The 20,199-nt window shown below is 60.0% G+C and carries 16 protein-coding genes; 7 read left to right on the top strand and 9 right to left on the bottom strand.

The genetic code is table 11. The features are described from left to right. Positions 1–10 precede the first annotated feature (10 nt). The 3 genes from ATI02_RS30290 (at position 11) to ATI02_RS30300 (ending at position 3,782) form a co-directional block, all read left to right on the top strand. Positions 11–2,173 carry a xanthine dehydrogenase family protein molybdopterin-binding subunit gene (locus ATI02_RS30290; RefSeq protein WP_095190985.1) on the top strand — a complete coding sequence of 721 codons (2,163 nt, stop codon included), beginning with the start codon at positions 11–13 and terminating at the stop codon, positions 2,171–2,173. A gap of 1 nt (position 2,174) precedes the next feature. Continuing rightward, positions 2,175–2,753, top strand: coding sequence for a hypothetical protein (locus ATI02_RS30295; RefSeq protein ID WP_095190984.1), 579 nt, complete (start codon positions 2,175–2,177; stop codon positions 2,751–2,753). A gap of 63 nt (positions 2,754–2,816) precedes the next feature. Then, positions 2,817–3,782: a sensor domain-containing diguanylate cyclase gene (locus ATI02_RS30300; RefSeq protein WP_100848213.1), complete on the top strand. Its 966-nt coding sequence runs from the start codon at positions 2,817–2,819 to the stop codon at positions 3,780–3,782. Between the two features lie 1,452 nt (positions 3,783–5,234). Here the strand turns inward: ATI02_RS30300 and fabI are convergent. The 8 genes from fabI to gloB form a co-directional block, all read right to left on the bottom strand. Beyond that, complete coding sequence (gene fabI, locus ATI02_RS30315; RefSeq protein ID WP_100848216.1) at positions 5,235–6,029, bottom strand: enoyl-ACP reductase FabI; 795 nt, start codon at positions 6,027–6,029, stop codon at positions 5,235–5,237. A gap of 19 nt (positions 6,030–6,048) precedes the next feature. Beyond that, complete coding sequence (locus ATI02_RS30320) at positions 6,049–7,659, bottom strand: ABC transporter ATP-binding protein (protein ID WP_100848217.1); 1,611 nt, start codon at positions 7,657–7,659, stop codon at positions 6,049–6,051. Position 7,660: 1 nt separating this feature from the next. Beyond that, entirely contained in the window at positions 7,661–8,680 is a 1,020-nt protein-coding gene (locus ATI02_RS30325) for an ABC transporter permease (protein WP_100848218.1), read from the bottom strand. Position 8,681: 1 nt separating this feature from the next. Continuing rightward, complete coding sequence (locus ATI02_RS30330) at positions 8,682–9,755, bottom strand: microcin C ABC transporter permease YejB (RefSeq protein WP_100848219.1); 1,074 nt, start codon at positions 9,753–9,755, stop codon at positions 8,682–8,684. Between the two features lie 4 nt (positions 9,756–9,759). Beyond that, positions 9,760–11,601: an extracellular solute-binding protein gene (locus tag ATI02_RS30335; RefSeq protein WP_100848220.1), complete on the bottom strand. Its 1,842-nt coding sequence runs from the start codon at positions 11,599–11,601 to the stop codon at positions 9,760–9,762. Beyond that, positions 11,598–13,430, bottom strand: coding sequence for an extracellular solute-binding protein (locus ATI02_RS30340; protein WP_095190977.1), 1,833 nt, complete (start codon positions 13,428–13,430; stop codon positions 11,598–11,600). The genes ATI02_RS30335 and ATI02_RS30340 overlap by 4 nt, the downstream gene beginning before the upstream one ends. A 242-nt stretch (positions 13,431–13,672) precedes the next feature. Then, the gene (locus tag ATI02_RS30350; RefSeq protein ID WP_100848222.1) at positions 13,673–15,136 is read right to left on the bottom strand and encodes a lytic transglycosylase domain-containing protein; all 1,464 of its coding nucleotides are present in this window, start codon (positions 15,134–15,136) and stop codon (positions 13,673–13,675) included. A 99-nt stretch (positions 15,137–15,235) separates the two neighbouring features. Then, on the bottom strand, positions 15,236–16,003 hold the full coding sequence (gene gloB, locus ATI02_RS30355) for a hydroxyacylglutathione hydrolase (protein ID WP_100848536.1): 768 nt from the start codon (positions 16,001–16,003) through the stop codon (positions 15,236–15,238). 66 nt (positions 16,004–16,069) lie between these two features. On the opposite strand from gloB, the gene ATI02_RS30360 reads away from it, so the two are divergent. Then, positions 16,070–16,828 carry a class I SAM-dependent methyltransferase gene (locus tag ATI02_RS30360; RefSeq protein WP_095190975.1) on the top strand — a complete coding sequence of 253 codons (759 nt, stop codon included), beginning with the start codon at positions 16,070–16,072 and terminating at the stop codon, positions 16,826–16,828. A 90-nt stretch (positions 16,829–16,918) separates the two neighbouring features. Next, the gene (gene rnhA / locus ATI02_RS30365) at positions 16,919–17,389 is read left to right on the top strand and encodes a ribonuclease HI (RefSeq protein ID WP_064390484.1); all 471 of its coding nucleotides are present in this window, start codon (positions 16,919–16,921) and stop codon (positions 17,387–17,389) included. A gap of 120 nt (positions 17,390–17,509) precedes the next feature. Here rnhA and ATI02_RS30375 read toward each other — a convergent pair whose 3' ends face one another. Next, positions 17,510–17,815, bottom strand: coding sequence for a DUF2388 domain-containing protein (locus ATI02_RS30375; RefSeq protein ID WP_100848224.1), 306 nt, complete (start codon positions 17,813–17,815; stop codon positions 17,510–17,512). Between the two features lie 188 nt (positions 17,816–18,003). Between ATI02_RS30375 and dnaQ the strand changes: the two genes are divergently transcribed. Beyond that, positions 18,004–18,762, top strand: coding sequence for a DNA polymerase III subunit epsilon (dnaQ, locus tag ATI02_RS30380; RefSeq protein ID WP_095190972.1), 759 nt, complete (start codon positions 18,004–18,006; stop codon positions 18,760–18,762). Positions 18,763–18,941: 179 nt separating this feature from the next. Further along, positions 18,942–19,982 carry an IS110 family RNA-guided transposase gene (locus ATI02_RS30385; protein WP_100848419.1) on the top strand — a complete coding sequence of 347 codons (1,041 nt, stop codon included), beginning with the start codon at positions 18,942–18,944 and terminating at the stop codon, positions 19,980–19,982. Positions 19,983–20,199 lie beyond the last annotated feature (217 nt).

The raw sequence follows: 20,199 nt of genomic DNA on the forward strand, positions 1-20,199 counted from the left end.
GAGACAGACCATGAACAGTCCCGTATCGCGTCGGGGTTTTCTCAAGGGCAGCGCCATGTTGGGCGGCGGTCTGGTGGTGGCGTTTGTCGTACCCGGCGCCCATCGTTTTGCGTTGGCGGCGGAGAATGAGGGTAAGGTCTTCGCGCCAAATGCTTTCCTGCGCATTGCCGCCGACAACAGCGTTACCGTGTTGCTCGGCCATTCGGAAATGGGGCAGGGCATCTGGACCGGCCTGACCATGCTGATTGCCGAGGAACTGGACGCCGACTGGTCGACAATCCGCGTCGAACACTCGCCGGCCTCCGCGGCCGATTACGGCATGCCGGCGTTTGGCGGCATGCAGATTACCGGCGGCTCGACCTCGACCTGGATGGAGTTCGACCGCTATCGATTGGCCGGCGCTACGGCGCGGCAGATGCTGGTTGAAGCGGCGGCCAAACGTTTTGAGGTGGCGCCTTCGGCGATTCGCACCGAGTCGGGTGTGGTGATCGCTGGCGATAAACGCGCGACTTACGGCGAACTGGCGGACGCCGCCGGGCAACTGCCGGTACCGGACCCAAAATCCATCACGTTCAAAGAAGCCAAGGACTGGAAAGTCATCGGCAAACCGACCAAGCGTCTGGACACCCCGGAGAAAATCACCGGTCGCGCCAAGTTCGGTATGGATGTGCAATTCGAGGGTTTGATGACCGCTATGGTCGCCCGCGCGCCAGCATTCGGTGCCACGGTCAAATCCTTCGAAGGCGCCGAAGCGCTGGCGGTGCCGGGCGTGCATAAGGTGCTGCAGGTGCCGACGGGAGTGGCAGTGATCGCTGACCATTACTGGGCGGCGAAACTGGGTCGCGATGCGCTGAAAGTCGATTGGGACCTGGGGCCTAACGCGGATCTGAGCAGCGAAAAACTGCTGGAAAGTTTTCGCAAACTGGCTGCCACGCCGGGCACTTCGGCCAGCCAGGCCGGGGACGCCAAGGGCAATTTTGATAAAGCGGCGAAGAAAATCGACGTCGAATACAGCGTGCCGTATCTGGCGCACGCGCCGATGGAACCGCTCAACTGCACGGTGAAAATCAGTGCCGAGAAATGTGAGATCTGGACGGGCACGCAGTTTCAGACACTGGATCAGATGGTTGCCGGCAAAATCACCGGACTGAAACCCGAACAGGTGGAAATCCACACCGAGTTCCTCGGCGGCGGCTTTGGTCGGCGGGCCAATCCGACCTCGGACTTTGTCGCCGAAGCGGTGCAAGTGGCGAAAGCGGCAGGCATGCCGGTGAAAACCGTGTGGTCGCGGGAGGATGACATTCGTGGCGGTTACTACCGTTCGATGTTTTTGCATCAGGCGCGTGTCGGCCTTGGCGCCGATGGGCTGCCGCTGTCGTGGCAGCATGTGCTGGTCGGCCAGTCGATCATGACCGGTACGCTGATGGAGGCGACCATGGTCAAGAACGGTATCGACCCAACCTCGGTCGAGGGCGTTGCAGACAGCCCTTACGTCAAAGACGTGGCCCATCATCAGGTCGAACTGCACTCGCCGCAGACCGGCATCAATGTGTTGTGGATGCGCTCAGTGGGGCACACCCATACCGCGTTTGTCATGGAATCGCTGATCGATGAGCTGGCCACGGCGGCCGGCAAGGGCCCGCTCGAGTACCGCCGCACGCTGCTCAAGGCGCATCCGCGGCATCTCGGCGTGCTCAATCTGGCGGTGGAGAAGGCCAACTGGACAGCGCCGTTGCCCGCCGGCCATGCCTTGGGCGTGGCGGTACACGAGTCGTTCGGCAGCTATGTGGCGCAGGTGGCGGAGGTCTCGCAGGACAATCTGGCGATTCGTGTGCATCGCGTGGTGTGTGCGGTTGACTGTGGGATTGCGGTCAACCCGCAGAGCATCGCCGCGCAGATGGAATCGTGCATCACCTTCGGCCTGGGCATGGCGCTGCATAACAAACTGACGCTGAAGAACGGCGCGGTGGTGCAGTCCAACTATCACGATTATCAGGTGCTGCGGCTCAACGAAATGCCGGTGGTCGAGGTGCATATCGTGCCCAGCAGCGAGAAACCCGGCGGCATCGGCGAGGCCGGTGTGCCGCCGACCGCGCCGGCGGTGGCCAATGCGTTGTTTGCCCTGACCGGGCAACGCTTGCGTGAACTGCCGCTGCAACTGTCGGGGGTGTGAGATGAAACGACATCTGCTGTTGGGTGCGCTGGTGCTGGTGGGGCTGGGCGGCTACGCCTCGGACTTGTTCGCCGATGATCAGGAGGCCTTGAAGGCCTTCGGTACGATTCAAAAAGTCTTTCAGAGCCCGCGCTGCCAGAACTGCCACATTCCCGGGGATTCGCCGCTGCAATTCGACGCCGGCATTCCCCATGCGATGAACGTGGTGCGCGGCATGGACGGCAAAGGCGCCGCCGGTTTGCCGTGCGCAACGTGTCATGCCCAAAGCAATCCGCCGGCCAGTTACGGCCTCCATGCGCCACCGGGTGCGCCGCACTGGAGCCTGCCGCCCGCCGCGCACAAAATGGCCTGGATCGGCCTGCCAGCGGACAAGCTCTGCGCAATGATCAAGGACCGTTCTAGCAATGGCGACCGCGATTTCGCCGCGCTGATCAAGCATGTCAGCGAGGACAAACTGGTGCTCTGGGGCTGGAACCCCGGCACAGGGCGCGCACCGGTGCCGGTGCCCCACGATCTATTCGTGAACCAGTTCAAGCTCTGGGCCGATGCTGGCGGGCCGTGCCCGACGGCGGGTGGTTGATAGGCGTGAGGCATCGCTCAATTGGGGCTACTCTAAGGGCCATTGATGCCAATGGAGTGTGTGATGCTGGTTCCCGGAAAACCTGCCAACGAAGCGGCGCGCATTCAGGTGCTGCACGGTCTCAACCTTCTCGACTCGGCGCCCGAGGAGCGTTTCGACCGACTCACGCGGCTGGCCAAGCGCCTGTTCAATGTGCCGATCGCCCTGGTGACGCTGGTGGACAAGGATCGCCAGTGGTTCAAGTCTTGTGTCGGCCTGGATGTCACTGAAACCTCGCGGGACGTGTCGTTCTGCGGCCACGCGATTCTCAAGAACGATTTGTTGCTGGTGCCCGACGCCCGCGAGGACGAACGCTTTCACGACAATCCTCTGGTAACCGGCGAGCCACACATTCGCTTCTATGCCGGTTACCCGCTGACCGTGCCCAATGGCAACAAAATGGGCACGCTGTGCCTGATCGACACCAAACCCCGTGAGCTCGATGACGAAGAGCGCGCGCTGCTGCGTGACCTGGCGGAAATGGCCGAGCAAGAGCTGACAGCGGTGCAAATGGCGAGCATGGACGAGCTGACGCTGTTGTCCAACCGTCGCGGCTTCAAGCAATTGGCTCAGCATGCGCTGGACGCCTGCGCCCGGTTGAACCGGCCGGCGACACTGCTGTTTTTCGACCTCAATGATTTCAAACAGATCAACGATCTCTATGGCCATGCCGAGGGCGACGGTGCATTGAAGACCTTCGCTGATGTGCTGCGCATTGCCTTTCGCGAAAGCGACGTGGTCGGGCGCTTGGGCGGCGATGAATTCGTCGCGTTGCTGACCGGTTCGAGTCATATCGAGACCACGGCGATCATGGCGCGGCTCAGGGACATCCTCGAAGAGCGCAACGCCACGTTGCACCGCGGATATGCCATCCGCTTCAGCGTCGGCCAGATCGAATACGAATCGAAGCGCCATGAAACGGTGGATCAATTGCTGGCAGATGCCGATAGCGCGATGTATGTGCACAAGCAGGCCCTAAAGCGCAGTTAATGCTGGCCTCTTCGCGGGCAAGCCCGCTCCCACAGGTATCTTGGCTGTACTCAGTTTCGCCGTTCACCGCAGAACCTTGTGGGAGCTTGCCAGCGAAAGCGCTGTGTCAGTCAATAAATACTCATGCTATGCCGACGCCTTCGCGGGCAAGCCCGCTCCCACAGGTATCCTGGCTGTACTCAGTTTCGCCGTTCACCGCAGAACCTTGTGGGAGCTTGCCTGCGAAAGCGCTGTGTCAGTCAATAAATACTCATGCTATGCCGATGCCTTAGCGCGCAAGCCCGCTCCCACAGGTATCCTGGCTGTACTCAATTTTGCCGTTCACCGCAGAACCTTGTGGGAGCTGGCTTGCCAGCGAAAGCAGTGTGTCAGCCAATAAAGACTCATGCTATGCCGACGCCTTCGCGGGCAAGCCCGCTCCCACAGGTATCCTGGCTGTACTCAATTTTGCCGTTCACCGCAGAACCTTGTGGGAGCTGGCTTGCCAGCGAAAGCAGTGTGTCAGCCAATAAAGACTCATGCTATGCCGACGCCTTCGCGGGCAAGCCCGCTCCCACAGGTATCCTGGCTGTACTCAATTTTGCCGTTCACCGCAGAACCTTGTGGGAGCTGGCTTGCTAGCGAAAGCGGTGTGTCAGCCAATAAAGACTCATGCTATGCCGACGCCTTCGCGGGCAAGCCCGCTCCCACAGGTATCCTGGCTGTACTCAATTTTGCCGTTCACCGCAGAACCTTGTGGGAGCTGGCTTGCCAGCGAAAGCAGTGTGTCAGCCAATAAAGACTCATGCTATGCCGACGCCTTCGCGGGCAAGCCCGCTCCCACAGGTATCCTGGCTGTACTCAATTTTGCCGTTCACCGCAGAACCTTGTGGGAGCTGGCTTGCCAGCGAAAGCAGTGTGTCAGCCAATAAAGACTCATGCTATGCCGACGCCTTCGCGGGCAAGCCCGCTCCCACAGGTATCCTGGCTGTACTCAATTTTGCCGTTCACCGCAGAACCTTGTGGGAGCTGGCTTGCCAGCGAAAGCGGTGTGTCAGCCAATAAAGACTCATGCTATGCCGACGCCTTCGCGGGCAAGCCCGCTCCCACAGGTATCCTGGCTGTACTCAGTTTCGCCGTTCACCGCAGAACCTTGTGGGAGCTGGCTTGCCAGCGAAAGCAGTGTGTCAGCCAATAAAGACTCATGCTATGCCGACGCCTTCGCGGGCAAGCCCGCTCCCACAGGTATCCTGGCTGTACTCAATTTTGCCGTTCACCGCAGAACCTTGTGGGAGCTGGCTTGCCAGCGAAAGCAGTGTGTCAGCCAATAAAGACTCATGCTATGCCGATGCCTTCGCGGGCAAGCTGCTCCCACAGGGTTTGGTGGTGCTTACGGTATACGCGGAGTTGCAGATATCGCAGGCATAAAAAAACCCGCCAGAAGAGGCGGGTTTTTTATTGGCTAAGCGAAGATCACTCTTCGATGTTGCCCATGGCGGTGGTGTTGAAGCCGCCGTCGACGTACATGATTTCACCGCTGATGCCCGACGCCAGGTCGGAGCACAGGAAGGCGCCGGCGTTGCCGACTTCGTCGATGGTGACGTTGCGGCGCAGCGGGGTTTGCGCTTCGTTGGCGACCAGCATCTTGCGGAAGTTCTTGATGCCCGACGCTGCCAGGGTGCGGATCGGGCCAGCCGATACGCAGTTGACGCGGGTGCCGTCCGGGCCCAGGGAGCCGGCCAGGTAACGGACGCCAGCTTCCAGCGAAGCCTTGGCCATGCCCATCACGTTGTAGTTAGGCATGGTGCGCTCGGCGCCCAGGTACGACAGGGTCAGCAGGCTGCCATTGCGGCCTTTCATCATTTCGCGGCCAGCCTTGGCCAGGGCCACGAAGCTGTAGGCGCTGATGTCGTGAGCGATGCGGAAACCGTCACGGGTGGTGGCTTCGGTGAAGTCGCCGTCCAGTTGGTCGCCCGGGGCGAAACCAACGGAGTGGACGATGCAGTCCAGGCCGTCCCACTTCTTGCTCAGTGCTTCGAAGACCTTGGCGATTTCTTCATCGCTGGCCACGTCGCACGGGAAGCACAGCTCAGGGCTCGAACCCCAGCCCTGGGCGAATTCTTCAACACGACCTTTGAGTTTGTCGTTCTGATAAGTGAAGGCAAGCTCAGCGCCCTCGCGATGCATGGCGGCAGCGATGCCGGATGCGATGGACAGCTTGCTGGCGACACCGACGATCAGTACGCGCTTACCGGCGAGAAAACCCATGTGTTGCTCCTCTTTCAGGTTATTGCGCAGTGGCTGGTGCCAAAAAAGCGGCTTCCAGCAACTGCTGTGTATACGGATGTTGGGGAGCGGCAAAGATTGCTTGCGCCTCTCCCTGTTCGACCACTTGGCCATGCTTGACCACCATCAGCTGGTGGCTCAGCGCTTTGACGACAGCCAGGTCATGGCTGATGAACAAATACGTCAGGTTGTACTTGGCTTGCAGTGAACGCAACAGCTCCACCACTTGCCGCTGCACCGTCCGGTCGAGGGCCGAAGTCGGCTCGTCCAGAAGGATCAGCGCCGGTTTGAGCACCAAAGCCCGGGCAATGGCGATTCGTTGCCGTTGCCCACCGGAAAATTCGTGGGGGTAGCGGTGCCGGGTTTCCGGATCCAGACCTACCTCCTTCAATGCCGCAATAATCGCTGCCTCTTGTTCCTCAGCGGTGCCCATCTTGTGAATCCGCAGGCCTTCGCCGACGATGTCGCTCACGCACATGCGCGGGCTCAGGCTGCCAAACGGGTCCTGAAACACCACCTGCATCTCTCGACGCAACGGGCGAATCTCGTTCTGCGTCAGGCAGTCTAGCTGCTTGCCTTCAAAGCGGATGGCGCCTTTGCTGCCGATCAGCCGCAAAATCGCCAGACCCAGCGTGGATTTGCCGGAACCGCTTTCCCCCACGATCCCCAGGGTTTGACCCTGCGGCAGGCTGAAATTGATGCCGTCCACTGCCTTGACGTAATCCACCGTGCGTTTGAGCAGGCCTTTCTTGATCGGGAACCAGACTTTCAGGTCCTCGACCTCAAGCAGCGGCGCGCCGATTTTATTGGTCGCCGGGCCTCCGCTGGGCTCCGCGCCGAGCAATTCCCGAGTGTACGGATGCTGCGGCGAACGGAACAGCTCTGCGCACGATGCCTGTTCGACGATGCAACCGCGCTGCATGACACATACACGATGCGCAATTCTTCGCACCAGGTTCAAATCGTGACTGATCAGTAGCAACGACATGCCCAATCTGGCCTGAAGTTCCTTGAGCAAATCGAGGATTTTCAGCTGAACGGTCACGTCCAGCGCGGTGGTCGGTTCGTCGGCAATCAGCAGTTCCGGCTCGTTGGCCAGGGCCATGGCGATCATCACCCGCTGACGCTGACCACCGGACAATTCGTGGGGCAGGGCCTTGAGGCGCTTGTGCGGTTCAGGGATGCCGACCATCTCCAGCAGCTCCAGGGTGCGTCTGGTCGCGACTTTGCCGGTCAGGCCCTTGTGGATGCCGAGGATCTCGTTGATCTGCTTTTCGATCGAGTGCAGCGGATTGAGCGAGGTCATCGGCTCCTGAAAGATCATCGCGATACGGTTGCCACGGATGTGGCGAATGGTCTTTTCGCTCAGGCCCAGCAGATTTTGCCCGGAATAGTTGATGCTGCCAGCCGGATGCCGGGCGAGCGGGTAGGGCAGCAAGCGCAGAATCGAGTGCGCCGTCACCGATTTTCCCGAACCGGATTCGCCGACCAATGCCAAGGTCTCGCCGCGTTTGATATCGAAGCTGACGCCTTCGACCACCCGGTGTATGCGCTCGCCAAAGCCGAATTCGACGGCGAGGTCGCGCACTTCGATCAGATTGTCCTGATTCATTTCACTTCCTCGGGTCGAAGGCATCGCGAGCGGACTCGCCGATAAACACCAGCAAACTCAACATCAACGCCAGCACGGCGAAGGCACTCATGCCCAGCCATGGCGCTTGCAGGTTGGATTTACCCTGCGCGACCAACTCACCCAGCGACGGACTGCCGGCCGGCAAGCCGAAACCGAGGAAGTCCAGTGCGGTGAGGGTGCCGATGGCGCCCGTGAGAATGAACGGCATGAACGTCATGGTCGAGACCATCGCGTTGGGCAGGATGTGGCGGAACATGATCGCGCCGTTCTGCATGCCCAGCGCTCTTGCCGCGCGCACGTATTCGAGGTTGCGCCCACGCAGGAACTCGGCGCGCACCACATCCACCAGGCTCATCCACGAGAACAGCAGCATGATCCCTAGCAGCCACCAGAAATTTGGCTGGACGAAACTGGCGAGGATGATCAGTAGATAGAGGACCGGCAGACCTGACCAGATCTCCAGAAAGCGCTGCCCGGCCAGATCGACCCAGCCGCCATAAAAGCCCTGCAAGGCCCCGGCAATCACGCCGATGATCGAACTCAACACGGTCAGCGTCAGGGCAAACAGCACGGAAATGCGGAAGCCGTAAATCACCCGTGCCAGCACATCGCGGCCCTGATCGTCAGTGCCCAGCAGGTTGTCCGCCGAGGGCGGGGCCGGGGCCGGGACTTTCAGGTCGTAGTTGATGCTTTGATAGCTATAGGGAATCGGCGCCCACAGCACCCAGGCATCCTTGGCCTTGAGCAGTTCGCGGATGTACGGGCTCTTGTAGTTGGCTTCCAGCGGGAATTCGCCGCCGAACGCGGTTTCCGGGTAGCGCTTGACCGCCGGGAAGTACCAGTTGTTGTCGTAATGCACCACCAGCGGCTTGTCGTTGGCGATCAATTCGGCGCCCAGGCTTAGCCCGAACAGGATCAGAAACAGCCACAGCGACCACCAGCCGCGCTTGTTGGCCTTGAACAGTTCGAAGCGGCGGCGGTTGAGAGGGGACAGGTTCATCTCAATGCTCCCGGCTTTCGAAGTCGATACGCGGATCGACCAGGGTGTAGGTGAGGTCACCGATCAGTTTCACCACCAGCCCGAGCAGGGTGAAGATGAACAGGGTGCCGAACACCACCGGGTAATCGCGGTTGATCGCTGCTTCGAAACTCATCAGACCGAGGCCGTCGAGCGAGAAGATCACCTCGACCAACAACGAGCCGGTGAAGAAGATACCGATGAATGCCGACGGAAAACCGGCGATCACCAGCAGCATGGCGTTGCGGAAGACATGACCGTAGAGCACGCGATGCCGGGTCAGCCCCTTGGCCTTGGCGGTGACCACGTACTGCTTGTTGATCTCGTCGAGGAAGCTGTTTTTGGTCAACAGGGTCATCGTCGCGAAATTGCCGATCACCAATGCTGTCACCGGCAGCGCCAGGTGCCAGAAGTAATCGAGGATCTTGCCGCCCAGGCTCAGCTCATCAAAGTTGTTCGAGGTCAGCCCGCGCAAAGGGAACCAGTCCAGATAACTGCCGCCGGCAAACACCACGATCAGCAGAATCGCAAAGAGAAACGCCGGGATCGCGTAGCCGACGATGATCGCCGAACTGGTCCAGACGTCGAAATGGCTGCCGTGTCGCGTAGCCTTGGCGATTCCCAGCGGGATCGATACCAGGTACATGATCAGCGTGCTCCACAGGCCCAACGAAATCGACACCGGCATCTTTTCCTTGATCAGCTCGATGACCTTGGCATCGCGGAAGAAGCTGTCGCCGAAGTCCAGCGAGGCATAGTTCTTGACCATGATCCACAAACGTTCCGGGGCCGATTTATCGAAGCCGTACATGTGCTCGATTTCCTTGATCAGCGCCGGGTCGAGGCCCTGTGCACCACGATAGGAGGAGCCTGCCACCGACACCTCGGCACCGCCGCCAGCGATGCGGCTGGTGGCGCCTTCGAAGCCTTCGAGCTTGGCGATCATCTGCTCCACCGGGCCGCCGGGCGCAGCCTGGATGATCACGAAGTTGATCAGCAAAATGCCAAACAGGGTCGGGATGATCAGCAGCAGTCGCCGAAAAATATACGCCAGCATCTGATTACTCCGTGCCCGCAGGGTCGGCTTGCAGTTTGGTTTCGACTTCTATCGCCGGTTTCGCATCGGGCTTGACCCACCAGGTGTTCGTGCCGATGTCGTACTTGGGCGAGACTTTCGGATGACCGATGTGGTTCCAGTAGGCCACGCGCCAGGTTTTGATGTGCCAGTTGGGGATCACGTAATAACCCCATTGCAACACGCGATCCAGCGCGCGGGCATGGGCGACGAGCGTTTTGCGCGTATCGGCGTTGATCAGCTTTTCGACCAGTTGATCGACGATCGGATCTTTCAGGCCCATGGTGTTGCGGCTGCTGGGCCTGTCGGCCGCGGCACTCATCCAGAATTCGCGCTGTTCGTTACCTGGTGAATTGGACTGCGGGAAACTGCCAACGATCATGTCGAAGTCCCGCGAACGCACGCGATTGATGTACTGCGAGACATCGACACGGCGGATGACCAGATCGATGCCGAGGTCGCTGAGATTGCGCTTGAGCGGCAACAGCACGCGTTCGAAATCGGTCTGCGTCAGCAGAAACTCGATGACCACCGGTTTGCCCGTGGCGTCGACCATTTTGTCGTCGACGATCTTCCAGCCAGCCTCTTGCAGCAGTTGGTAGGCCTCACGTTGCTGGGTACGGATCATGCCGCTGGCGTCGGTTTTCGGATTCTCGAAGGCTTCGCTGAACACCTGCGCTGGCAGTTTGCTGCGGAACGGATCGAGGATCGCCACCTGTTCCGCGTCGGGCAGACCGGTGGCGGCCATTTCCGAGTTTTCGAAATAGCTGCGCGTGCGTATGTAAGCGCCGTTGAACAACTGCTTGTTGGTCCATTCGAAATCGAACAACAGGCCCAGCGCCTGACGCACTCGCACATCCTGAAATACCGGGCGGCGCAGGTTGAAGACGAACCCCTGCATGCCGGTCGGGTTGCCGTTGGTGATCTGCTCCTTGATCAGGCGCCCCTCGGTGACCGCTGGAACGTTGTAGGCGTTGGCCCAATTCTTCGCGGTCATCTCCAGCCAGTAATCGAACTGGCCGGCCTTGAGCGCTTCCAGTGCGACCGTGTTGTCGCGGTAATAATCGGTGGTCATCGTGTCGAAGTTGTAGAAGCCACGATTGACCGGTAGATCCTTGCCCCAGTAGTCCTTGACCCGCTCGTAGCGTACCGAGCGGCCGGCCTTCACTTCGGCGACTTTGTAGGGGCCGCTGCCCAGCGGAATCTCCAGGTTGCCTTTGCTGAAGTCACGATCAACCCACCAGTGTTTCGGCAGCACTGGCAACTGACCGAGGATCAGCGGCAGCTCGCGGTTGTTGGTGTGCTTGAACTTGAACAGCACCTTGAGCGGATCTTCAGCGATGACTTCGGCAACGTCGTTGTAGTAGCCGCGATACAGCGGCGAGCCTTCCTTGGTCAGGGTCTGGAAGCTGAACACCACATCGTCGGCGCGCACCGGGTGACCATCGTTGAAGCGTGCTTCGGGGCGCAGATAAAACCGCACCCAACTGTTGTCCGGGGCTTTTTCGATCTTGCCGGCGATCAGCCCGTATTCGGTGAACGGCTCGTCAAGGCTGTGCTTGGTCAGGGTGTCGTAGATCTGGCCGATGTCATCGGCGGGCACGCCTTTGCTGATGAACGGGTTGAGGCTGTCGAAGCCGCCAAACCCGGCCTGACGGAAGATCCCGCCCTTGGGCGCATCGGGGTTAACGTAGTCGAAATGCTTGAAATCGGCCGGGTATTTCGGCGGCTCGTTGTATAGGGTCACGGCGTGTTGCGGGGCGGCCAAGGCCAGCCCGGCGAACAGCATGCCGCTGGCCTGCACGAGCAGGGCGCGAATAAGCTTCATTGATCTTTCTCCGAAGACTTCAACCACCACGCGCTCAGGCCCAGGGTGTAGGGCGGCGTGGTGACGAAGGCCAACCGGTTGCGGTAGGCCAGACGGTGATAATTGAGGTACCAGTTGGGAATGCTGTAGTGCTGCCAGAGCAACACGCGATCGAGTGCCTTGCCGGCGGCGACCTGTTCATCGCGGGTTTGCGCGGCGAGCAGTTGTTCGAGCAGATGATCGACCACCGGGTTGGCGATGCCTGCGTAATTCTTGCTGCCCTTGACCCCGACCTGACTGGAATGGAAGTACTGCCACTGTTCAAGGCCCGGACTGAGGGTCTGGCTGAGCGTCATCAGGATCATGTCGAAATCGAACTGGTCCAGACGTTGTTTGTACTGGGCGCGATCCACCGTGCGCAGGCGTGCGTCGATGCCGATGCTGTTGAGGTTCTCGATGTACGGCTGGAGGATGCGCTCCAGGTTCGGGTTGACCAGCAGCAGCTCGAAACGCAGCGGCTGGCCATTGGCGTTTTGCAGGCGCTGGCCATTGAGCTTCCAGCCGGCTTCGGCGAGCAGGGCCAAGGACTTGCGCATGGTTTCTCGCGGGACGCCGCGGCCATCGGTCTGCGGCAGGGTAAACGGCTCGGTGAACAGCTTGGCCGGCAGTTGCTCCTTGTACGGCTTGAGCATCAGCCATTCATGGCCGACCGGCAGGCCGCTGGCGCTGAATTCACTGTTCGGGTAGTAACTGGTGGTGCGTTTGTAGGCGTCGCTGAACAAGGCTCGGTTGGTCCACTCGAAATCGAACATCAGGCCTAGCGCTTCACGGGTCTTCACGTCCGAGAAGGTGGCGCGGCGGGTGTTCATGAACAGGCCCTGACTCTGGGTCGGGATCTGATGCGCGATCTGCGCCTTGATCACGTCGCCACGGCGCACGGCCGGGAAGTTGTAGCCATTGGCCCAGTTCTTCGCCTGATGCTCGATGTAGATGTCGAACTCGCCGGCCTTGAACGCTTCGAACGCCACGTCGCTGTCGCGGTAGAACTCGACCTCCATGCGATCGAAGTTGTACTTGCCGCGATTGACCGGCAGCTCCTTGCCCCAGTAGTCCTTGACCCGTTCAAAGATCAACTGGCGCCCCGGCGTCACCGAGGTGATGCGATACGGCCCGCTGCCCAGCGGCGGTTCGAAGGTGGTGGCCTTGAAGTCGCGATCCTTCCAGTAGTGCTGCGGCAGCACCGGCAGCTCACCCAGGCGCAGGATCAACAGCGGATTGCCCGAGCGCTTGAGGACAAAACGGATGCGCTGCTTGTTGAGGATGTCGACCCGCAACACTTCCTGAAGCGCCGTGCGATACAGCGGATGACCGTCCTTGAGCAGCGTTCGATAGGAGAACGCGACGTCGTAGGCGGTGATCGGCGTACCGTCGTGAAAGCGCGCTTCGGGGCGCAGATTGAACACCACCCAGCTGCGATCTTCGCTGTACTCCACTGATTGCGCGATCAAGCCGTAACTGGAGGCCGGTTCATCGCCGGACGGCGAGTATTGGCCGGTGCCGACCATCAGCGGTTCGTTCAACTCGTTGATGCCGTACTGAAGGAAATTCGCCGTGGTCACCGGGCTGGTGCCCTTGAAGGTGTAAGGGTTGACCGTATCGAAGGTGCCAAACGCCATCACCCGCAACGTACCGCCCTTGGGCGCTTGCGGGTTGACCCAGTCGAAGTGGGTAAATCTGGCCGGGTACTTGAGCGTGCCGAACTGCGCATAACCGTGACTTTCGGTAATCGTCGCGCTTGCAGTTGAGCTCAAGGCCAGGCTGATCAGGAGCAGGAGGAGGGGACGCTTCAAGTCAGATCCGATCCAGGCGGCTTGGGCTTTGTGGGCCGTACAGTAACAGCTTGTCTGGACAGGAAAAAGATGCGGGTTAATGCGCGGTTAATCGGCTTCGATCGCATTTGCTTTTGGTGGGAGCGGGCTTGCTCGCGAATGCGGTCTGTCAGCCGTATATGTAGATGACTGATACAGCGCATTCGCGAGCAAGCCCGCTCCCCCCCAAAACAAAAAGCCCCTGAAATTCAGGGGCTCTTCTGTCAATGCGGCTGATAAACCGTGAGCATCTGCCCCGGCTTCAGTGCTTTACCCGCACCCGGATTCCAGCGCTTGAGATGTTGCATCTCAACGTTGAAACGCTTGGCCACCACATACAGCGTGTCGCCGCGCTTGACCTTGTACTGGGTCTGCTGCGCGCTGTCAGCCTTGCCCTTGGTCTTGCTGTTGGCGGCGATCACGGTGTTGACCCGGCCACTTTTGCGCGAAGGGCTGCGCTTGGTGGTGTCCTGCATTACCAGCGTCTGGCCGACCTTGAGGTTTTTGCCGCTCAATTTGTTCCAGCGTTGCAGATCCTTCACTTCGACCTTGTTGGCCTTGGCGATGGAGCCGAGGTTGTCGCCACGCTTCACGCGGTAAGCGCGTTTAAGCTGCGCCACTTCGCTTGGATCGGCACCGTCGAACACCGGTTTCAGCGAGCGTGGGCTGATCAGCTCGTCAGGCCGCATGGTTTGCAGGCTGGCGGTCAGCAGTTGCGCCTTGGACGTCGGCACCAGCAAATGCTGAGGGCCGTCGATGGTGGTGCGCTGTTTGAACGCCGGGTTGAGCTGGAACAGTTCGTCTTCATCGATGTTGGCAACCGCAGCGACCTTGGACAGGTCCATGCGCTGGTTGATTTCGACGACCTGGAAGTACGGTTCGTTGGCGATCGGGTTGAGGTTCACGCCGTAGGCTTCCGGCGCCAGGACCACTTGCGACAGGGCCAGCAACTTTGGCACGTAGGCCTGGGTTTCCGCTGGCAGCGGCAGGTTCCAGTAGTCGGTTGGCAGGCCGAGCCTTTCGTTACGCTCGATCGCGCGGCTGACCGTGCCTTCACCGGCGTTGTAGGCCGCCAGGGCCAGCAGCCAGTCACCGTTGAACATATCGTGCAGACGGGTCAGGTAGTCCATGGCAGCGGTGGTCGAGGCGGTAATATCACGACGGCCATCGTAGAAGCGGGTCTGACGCAGATTGAAATAACGACCGGTAGACGGAATGAATTGCCAGAGACCCACCGCGTTGGCCCGGGAATAGGCCATCGGGTTGTAGGAGCTTTCAATCACTGGCAGCAGGGCCAGTTCCAGCGGCATGTTGCGTTCTTCGAGGCGTTCGACGATGTAATGGATGTAGAGGCTGCCGCGTTCGCCGGCATTCTCGAGGAAAGAGGGATTGCTGGCGAACCACAGGCGCTGTTGCTCGATACGCGGGTTCACGCCCAGGCCTTCCTGCAGCTGGAAACCCTGGCGCATGCGTTCCCAGATGTCCTGGGGAACCTGTGGGCTGGGCTTCTCGTTCAGCCAGATCGGCTTCTGCTTGGCTCGCGCAGCGATGTTCGGCGTATGGGTCGCTTCAGTCTGCGGAGCATGGCTGGAACAGCCCGCCAGCGTGGCGGACACAGCCACCGCCATGGCTTGCGCCAGGCGGGTCAATGCGTCTGAATTGACGGACTTACGTATGGATGACGACATTGGCTGGAAGTAAGTTCCGGGCAAAAATGTCGGGCGATTCTAGAAAGCGCACCCCTTGCGGTCAACCATTCAGAATTTTTGTACCAGCAAGGGAGTCACTTAGAACGTATCTTTCCATGCCCGCAGGGCAGCAAAAACCTCACTCGGCGCCCGGTTTTGAGCGCCTGCCCGTTCGTCCACTTTTTGTGTAACTAATGTTTCAGTGGTGCGCAAAAACGGATTGGTGAGTTTTTCAAGGGCCAGGGTCGAGGGAAGGGTCATGACGCCGTTTTGCCGTTGCAGGGTGACCTTTTCCAGACGGGCGGCGATGTCCGGGTTGGTCGGTTCGACCGCAGCGGCGAACTTGAGATTGCTCAGGGTGTATTCATGGGTGCAATAGACCAGCGTATCTTCCGGTAAAGCGGCAAGGCGGCTGAGCGAGTGGTGCATTTGCTCCGGCGTGCCTTCGAACAAGCGGCCGCAACCGGCAGCGAACAGGGTGTCGCCGCAGAACAGCAGACCATGGTGGTAATAGGCAATATGTCCCAAGGTGTGACCAGGCACCGCGTAGACATCGAAGTCCCAGCCGAGCACGCTGACGCTGTCATTGTCCTTGAGGGCTACATCCCGCGCCGGGATGGTTTCGCTTGCCGGACCATAAACGGTCGCGCCGCTGGCCTGCTTCAGGCGTTCGACGCCACCGACATGATCATGATGATGGTGGGTGATCAGGATATCGCTCAACACCCAGTCCGGATGGGCGTCGAGCCACGTCTGCACGGGCGCGGCATCGCCCGGATCGACCACCGCGCAGCGCTGGGTGCGGTGATCCTGTAACAACCAGATGTAGTTATCGGTGAACGCGGGCAGGGCACTGATCTGTATCATCGTCGGAATTCGCCAAGCGGAAAACATTGGCGCATCTTAGTAGTTCCTGGCGCGTTGGAGAATGACATGACCGATAAAGCGTTCGCTCAGGCCGATCCCGACTGGCTGGCGTTGATCAGCGCCGCCCGTGAATGGCTGTCCGGTCCGATCGGGCAGTTTCTGCTGGATGAAGAGCGGCGCATGCTCGAAGACGAGTTGGGGCGGTTCTTCGGCGGCTATCTGGTGCATTACGGCCCGTCGGCCGAGGCCCCACCGTCTGCGCCACAGGTGCAGCGCAACGTGCGCCTCGGTGCGCCGCTGCCCGGTGTCGAGATCGTCTGCGAAGAGCAGGCGTGGCCGTTGAGCGAGCACGCCGCCGATGTGGTAGTCATGCAGCACGGTCTGGACTTCTGTCTGTCGCCTCATGGTTTGCTGCGCGAAGCGGCAAGCAGCGTGCGCCCCGGCGGGCATTTGCTGATCATCGGGATCAACCCCTGGAGCACCTGGGGCTTGCGCCATGTGTTCGCCCATGACGCCCTGCGCCAGGCCCGTTGCATCTCGCCGTCGCGGGTCGCCGACTGGCTCAATCTGCTGGGCTTTGCGCTGGAGAAACGCCGCTTCGGGTGCTATCGTCCGCCGCTCGCGTCGCCCAAGTGGCAGGCCCGTCTGGCTGGCTGGGAACGCAAGGCCGGTGACTGGCAGTTGTCGGGTGGCGGCTTCTATTTATTGGTGGCGCGCAAGATTGTGGTCGGGCTGCGGCCGCTGCGTCAGGAACGTCGCGAGCCGATGGGCAAGCTGATTCCGCTGCCGATGGCCAAGGTCAATCGCCGCCGTATCGAACCGTAAACCTTCTTTTATTTGTGGCCGGGTTTTCCCCGGCCTCGGTCATTGTCGATCGGTGATCGGCAAGACAGGCATTTTTCTGGATAGATAGGCATGAGCGAAAGCGTTGAAAGCGTCGACACCGTAGAACTGTTCACCGACGGCGCCTGCAAGGGCAACCCCGGCCCGGGCGGCTGGGGCGCCTTGCTGGTGTGCAAGGGCGTCGAAAAGGAACTGTGGGGCGGCGAGGCCAACACCACCAACAACCGCATGGAGCTGCTCGGCGCTATCCGTGGGCTTGAAGCGCTCAAGCGCCCGTGCGAAGTGCTGTTGGTGACCGACTCACAGTACGTGATGAAGGGCATCAACGAGTGGATGGCCAACTGGAAGAAGCGCGGCTGGAAAACCGCTGCGAAGGAGCCAGTAAAGAATGCTGATCTGTGGAAAGAACTGGACGAGCAGGTCAACCGCCACAAGGTCACCTGGAAATGGGTGCGCGGGCACATTGGTCACCACGGCAACGAACGGGCTGACCAACTGGCTAACCGTGGCGTGGATGAGGTGCGCGGTTACAAGCAGACCTGAGTCGTTCCTGACGTACTGCGGTGCGGCCATTCGCGAGCAGGCTCGCTCCCACAGGGGCTTTGTGCACCACACAGATCCAATGTGGGAGCGAGCCTGCTCGCGGAGAACGATAACGCGGACTCACAGAATCAAAATAGCTTCAGCCAACTGCAGATCACCATAATCACGATCCTCCAGTACCTGGCGAATCCGCAAAAACGCCGCCTCCATTCGCACCCCGCGAATCTCGCCGCCACTGGCGACAAATGCCTCCGCATCATCCTTCGCTGCCAGCACAACCTTGTCGTCCTTGAACGACCCACTCGTACCTTTGCTTGAGCTTAAAATCAGGCTCATGGTGATGTCGGTGCTGATGACGAAGCTAGTGGCATGCGCTTGCGCAACCGGCAAACCAATACCGAGCAATAGAACCAGTGCAGTCTTCATGGTGCGTTCAAACCCTTGGTAAACAAGGCGCGCACGCTAACAAGCGGTTTCCAGGCAGACTTTATGAACATTGCTAATGATTGTTAAAAACTGCATGAGCGCCGATCACTCGGGGGCGCGCGACTCACGCCGAGAGCGTGTTAACATTCGCGCTTTTGCACGATTGACCCGTTGAGAGCTGAGCACTGATGGCCACCAGATCCGTTGTACTCGATACCGAAACCACCGGCATGCCGGTGACCGATGGTCACCGGATTATCGAAATCGGTTGTGTCGAACTGATCGGTCGGCGCCTGACAGGCCGGCACTTTCACGTGTACCTGCAACCGGATCGCGAGAGTGATGAAGGCGCCATCGGCGTCCACGGCATCACCAACGAATTCCTCGTGGGCAAGCCACGCTTTGCCGAAGTCGCCGATGAGTTCTTCGAGTTCATCAAGGGCGCACAGCTGATCATCCATAACGCGGCGTTCGACGTTGGCTTCATCAACAACGAATTCGCCTTGATGGGTCAGCACGATCGCGCCGACATCACCCAGCACTGCTCGATCCTCGACACCCTGATGATGGCCCGGGAGCGTCACCCGGGGCAGCGCAACAGCCTTGATGCGTTGTGCAAACGTTATGGCGTCGACAACTCCGGCCGTGAACTGCACGGCGCCTTGCTCGACTCCGAGATTCTCGCTGACGTCTACCTGACCATGACCGGTGGCCAGACCAGCCTGTCGCTGGCCGGTAATGCTTCGGACGGTAATGGCACGGGCGACGGCGCGGACAATTCCGCCACGGAGATCCGTCGCCTGCCGGCGGATCGTCAGCCCGCGCGGATCATTCGTGCGACTGAAGATGAACTGGCAGCCCATCAAGTGCGACTGGAGATTATTGCCAAATCCGCTGGCGGGCCGGCGATGTGGACGCAGATCGCCGAGGCTGACGCCCAGGCTTGAAGATCAAAAGATCGCAGCCTGCGGCAGCTCCTACAGAGATCGCATTCTTCTGTAATTGGATGGACTCGCCCAAGCCGAGGCGTCAATGCGCCACGGTGGCAGTCTAAACAGCCATCGACAGCGAGGGCGAGTCCATGAAAAATCATAGTTCGAATGATCAATCCCTGTCTTCTTCCGATTTGTCGGCCTGCACAACTTTGGCGGTAGATCTGGCCAAACAGGTCTTTCAGGTCGCTGGTGAAGATGTCCTCGGCCAGGTGCGCTATGAACAGCGGATCAAGTCGCGTGAGGCGTTTTATGAGTTTCTCCAACAGCTGCCGCCTCATGTCGTGGTTTTGATGGAGACCGGTCCGGGAGCTCAAGCCTGGGCCCGGCAGTTGCAAGACAAAGGTAATCTGGCGCGGATTCTTCCAGCCGGTTTGGTGACCACACACCGCAGTGGGCCTAAAAATGATCGCAACGATGCGCTGGCGATTCTGCGCGCTGGTCGCGATGAAAAAATCTGCGCGGTACCGGTCAAAAGCGTTGCTGCGCTGGCAATGCAAGCGCTGCATCGCGCCCGTCAGGGCTATGTGCGTCGACGCACGGCGGTCAGCAATCAGATGCGCGGCCTGCTGCTCGAGCACGGCGTGGCCTTGGCGCAGGGCGATGTTGCGATCAGTCAGAAGATTCCGCGGGTACTGGAAGATGCGACCCAGCCACTGCCTGGCCTGCTGCGTGAATTGATCGACGAACTGTTGGCTGAGTGGCGCCATTTGGGCGAGCGCATCGGCGTGTTGACGGGCCGCCTGGAAGTGGCCGCTAACGCCGACATGACAGCGAGGCGACTGATGACCGTGCGCGGCATTGGCCCAGTCATTGCCACGGCACTGGTGGCCAAGGAAACCAACCCTGAGCGGTTTCCCAATGCCCGCAAGTTTGCCGCGTACTTTGGCATGGTGCCTGACCAGCACAGCAGCGGGCAGACGGTCCGGCTGGGCGACATGACCAAGCGAGGTGATGTTTATTTACGCAGCTTGATGATCCAGGGAGCCCATTCGGTCCTGCAACAACTGCGACCTGATTCCCTGCAACCCGATGACCGCCGCTTGTTGCGGTGGATGAGCCGACTGGGCCGTAAGGAGGCTGCGATCAGGTTAGCCAACCGCAACCTACGAATCGTCTGGGTGCTTCTACAGAATGACCAGTCTTATCGTCGTCATGCTGGTAATGGTCAGTAAGCGACGATAAGCCACTGAGCGACCGAGTTCTGCCACCGAGGTACTGACTGTCCGACCCTTTGCTGAAAAAAATTGACCCCAGGTAAGACCGGCGTGGATTGATGCCTAAGCTCCTACTGGCCTTCGAGGCCTGACTGTAATCGGCATGCCACGAGCTCTTCCAATTTTGGCCAGAGGCCGAAGACGGCTTCCACGAATAGGCCTAATACATAGATGC

The organism is Pseudomonas baetica, assembly GCF_002813455.1.
GTDB lineage: Bacteria > Pseudomonadota > Gammaproteobacteria > Pseudomonadales > Pseudomonadaceae > Aquipseudomonas > Aquipseudomonas baetica.

Bases quoted from the DNA above. Each gene is read 5' to 3' on its own strand.
- ATI02_RS30290 (WP_095190985.1), top strand. From the start codon at position 11: ATGAACAGTCCCGTATCGCGTCGGGGTTTTCTCAAGGGCAGCGCCATG.
- ATI02_RS30295 (WP_095190984.1), top strand. From the start codon at position 2,175: ATGAAACGACATCTGCTGTTGGGTGCGCTGGTGCTGGTGGGGCTGGGC.
- ATI02_RS30300 (WP_100848213.1), top strand. From the start codon at position 2,817: ATGCTGGTTCCCGGAAAACCTGCCAACGAAGCGGCGCGCATTCAGGTG.
- fabI (WP_100848216.1), bottom strand. From the start codon at position 6,029: ATGGGTTTTCTCGCCGGTAAGCGCGTACTGATCGTCGGTGTCGCCAGC.
- ATI02_RS30320 (WP_100848217.1), bottom strand. From the start codon at position 7,659: ATGAATCAGGACAATCTGATCGAAGTGCGCGACCTCGCCGTCGAATTC.
- ATI02_RS30325 (WP_100848218.1), bottom strand. From the start codon at position 8,680: ATGAACCTGTCCCCTCTCAACCGCCGCCGCTTCGAACTGTTCAAGGCC.
- ATI02_RS30330 (WP_100848219.1), bottom strand. From the start codon at position 9,755: ATGCTGGCGTATATTTTTCGGCGACTGCTGCTGATCATCCCGACCCTG.
- ATI02_RS30335 (WP_100848220.1), bottom strand. From the start codon at position 11,601: ATGAAGCTTATTCGCGCCCTGCTCGTGCAGGCCAGCGGCATGCTGTTC.
- ATI02_RS30350 (WP_100848222.1), bottom strand. From the start codon at position 15,136: ATGTCGTCATCCATACGTAAGTCCGTCAATTCAGACGCATTGACCCGC.
- gloB (WP_100848536.1), bottom strand. From the start codon at position 16,003: ATGATACAGATCAGTGCCCTGCCCGCGTTCACCGATAACTACATCTGG.
- ATI02_RS30360 (WP_095190975.1), top strand. From the start codon at position 16,070: ATGACCGATAAAGCGTTCGCTCAGGCCGATCCCGACTGGCTGGCGTTG.
- rnhA (WP_064390484.1), top strand. From the start codon at position 16,919: ATGAGCGAAAGCGTTGAAAGCGTCGACACCGTAGAACTGTTCACCGAC.
- ATI02_RS30375 (WP_100848224.1), bottom strand. From the start codon at position 17,815: ATGAAGACTGCACTGGTTCTATTGCTCGGTATTGGTTTGCCGGTTGCG.
- dnaQ (WP_095190972.1), top strand. From the start codon at position 18,004: ATGGCCACCAGATCCGTTGTACTCGATACCGAAACCACCGGCATGCCG.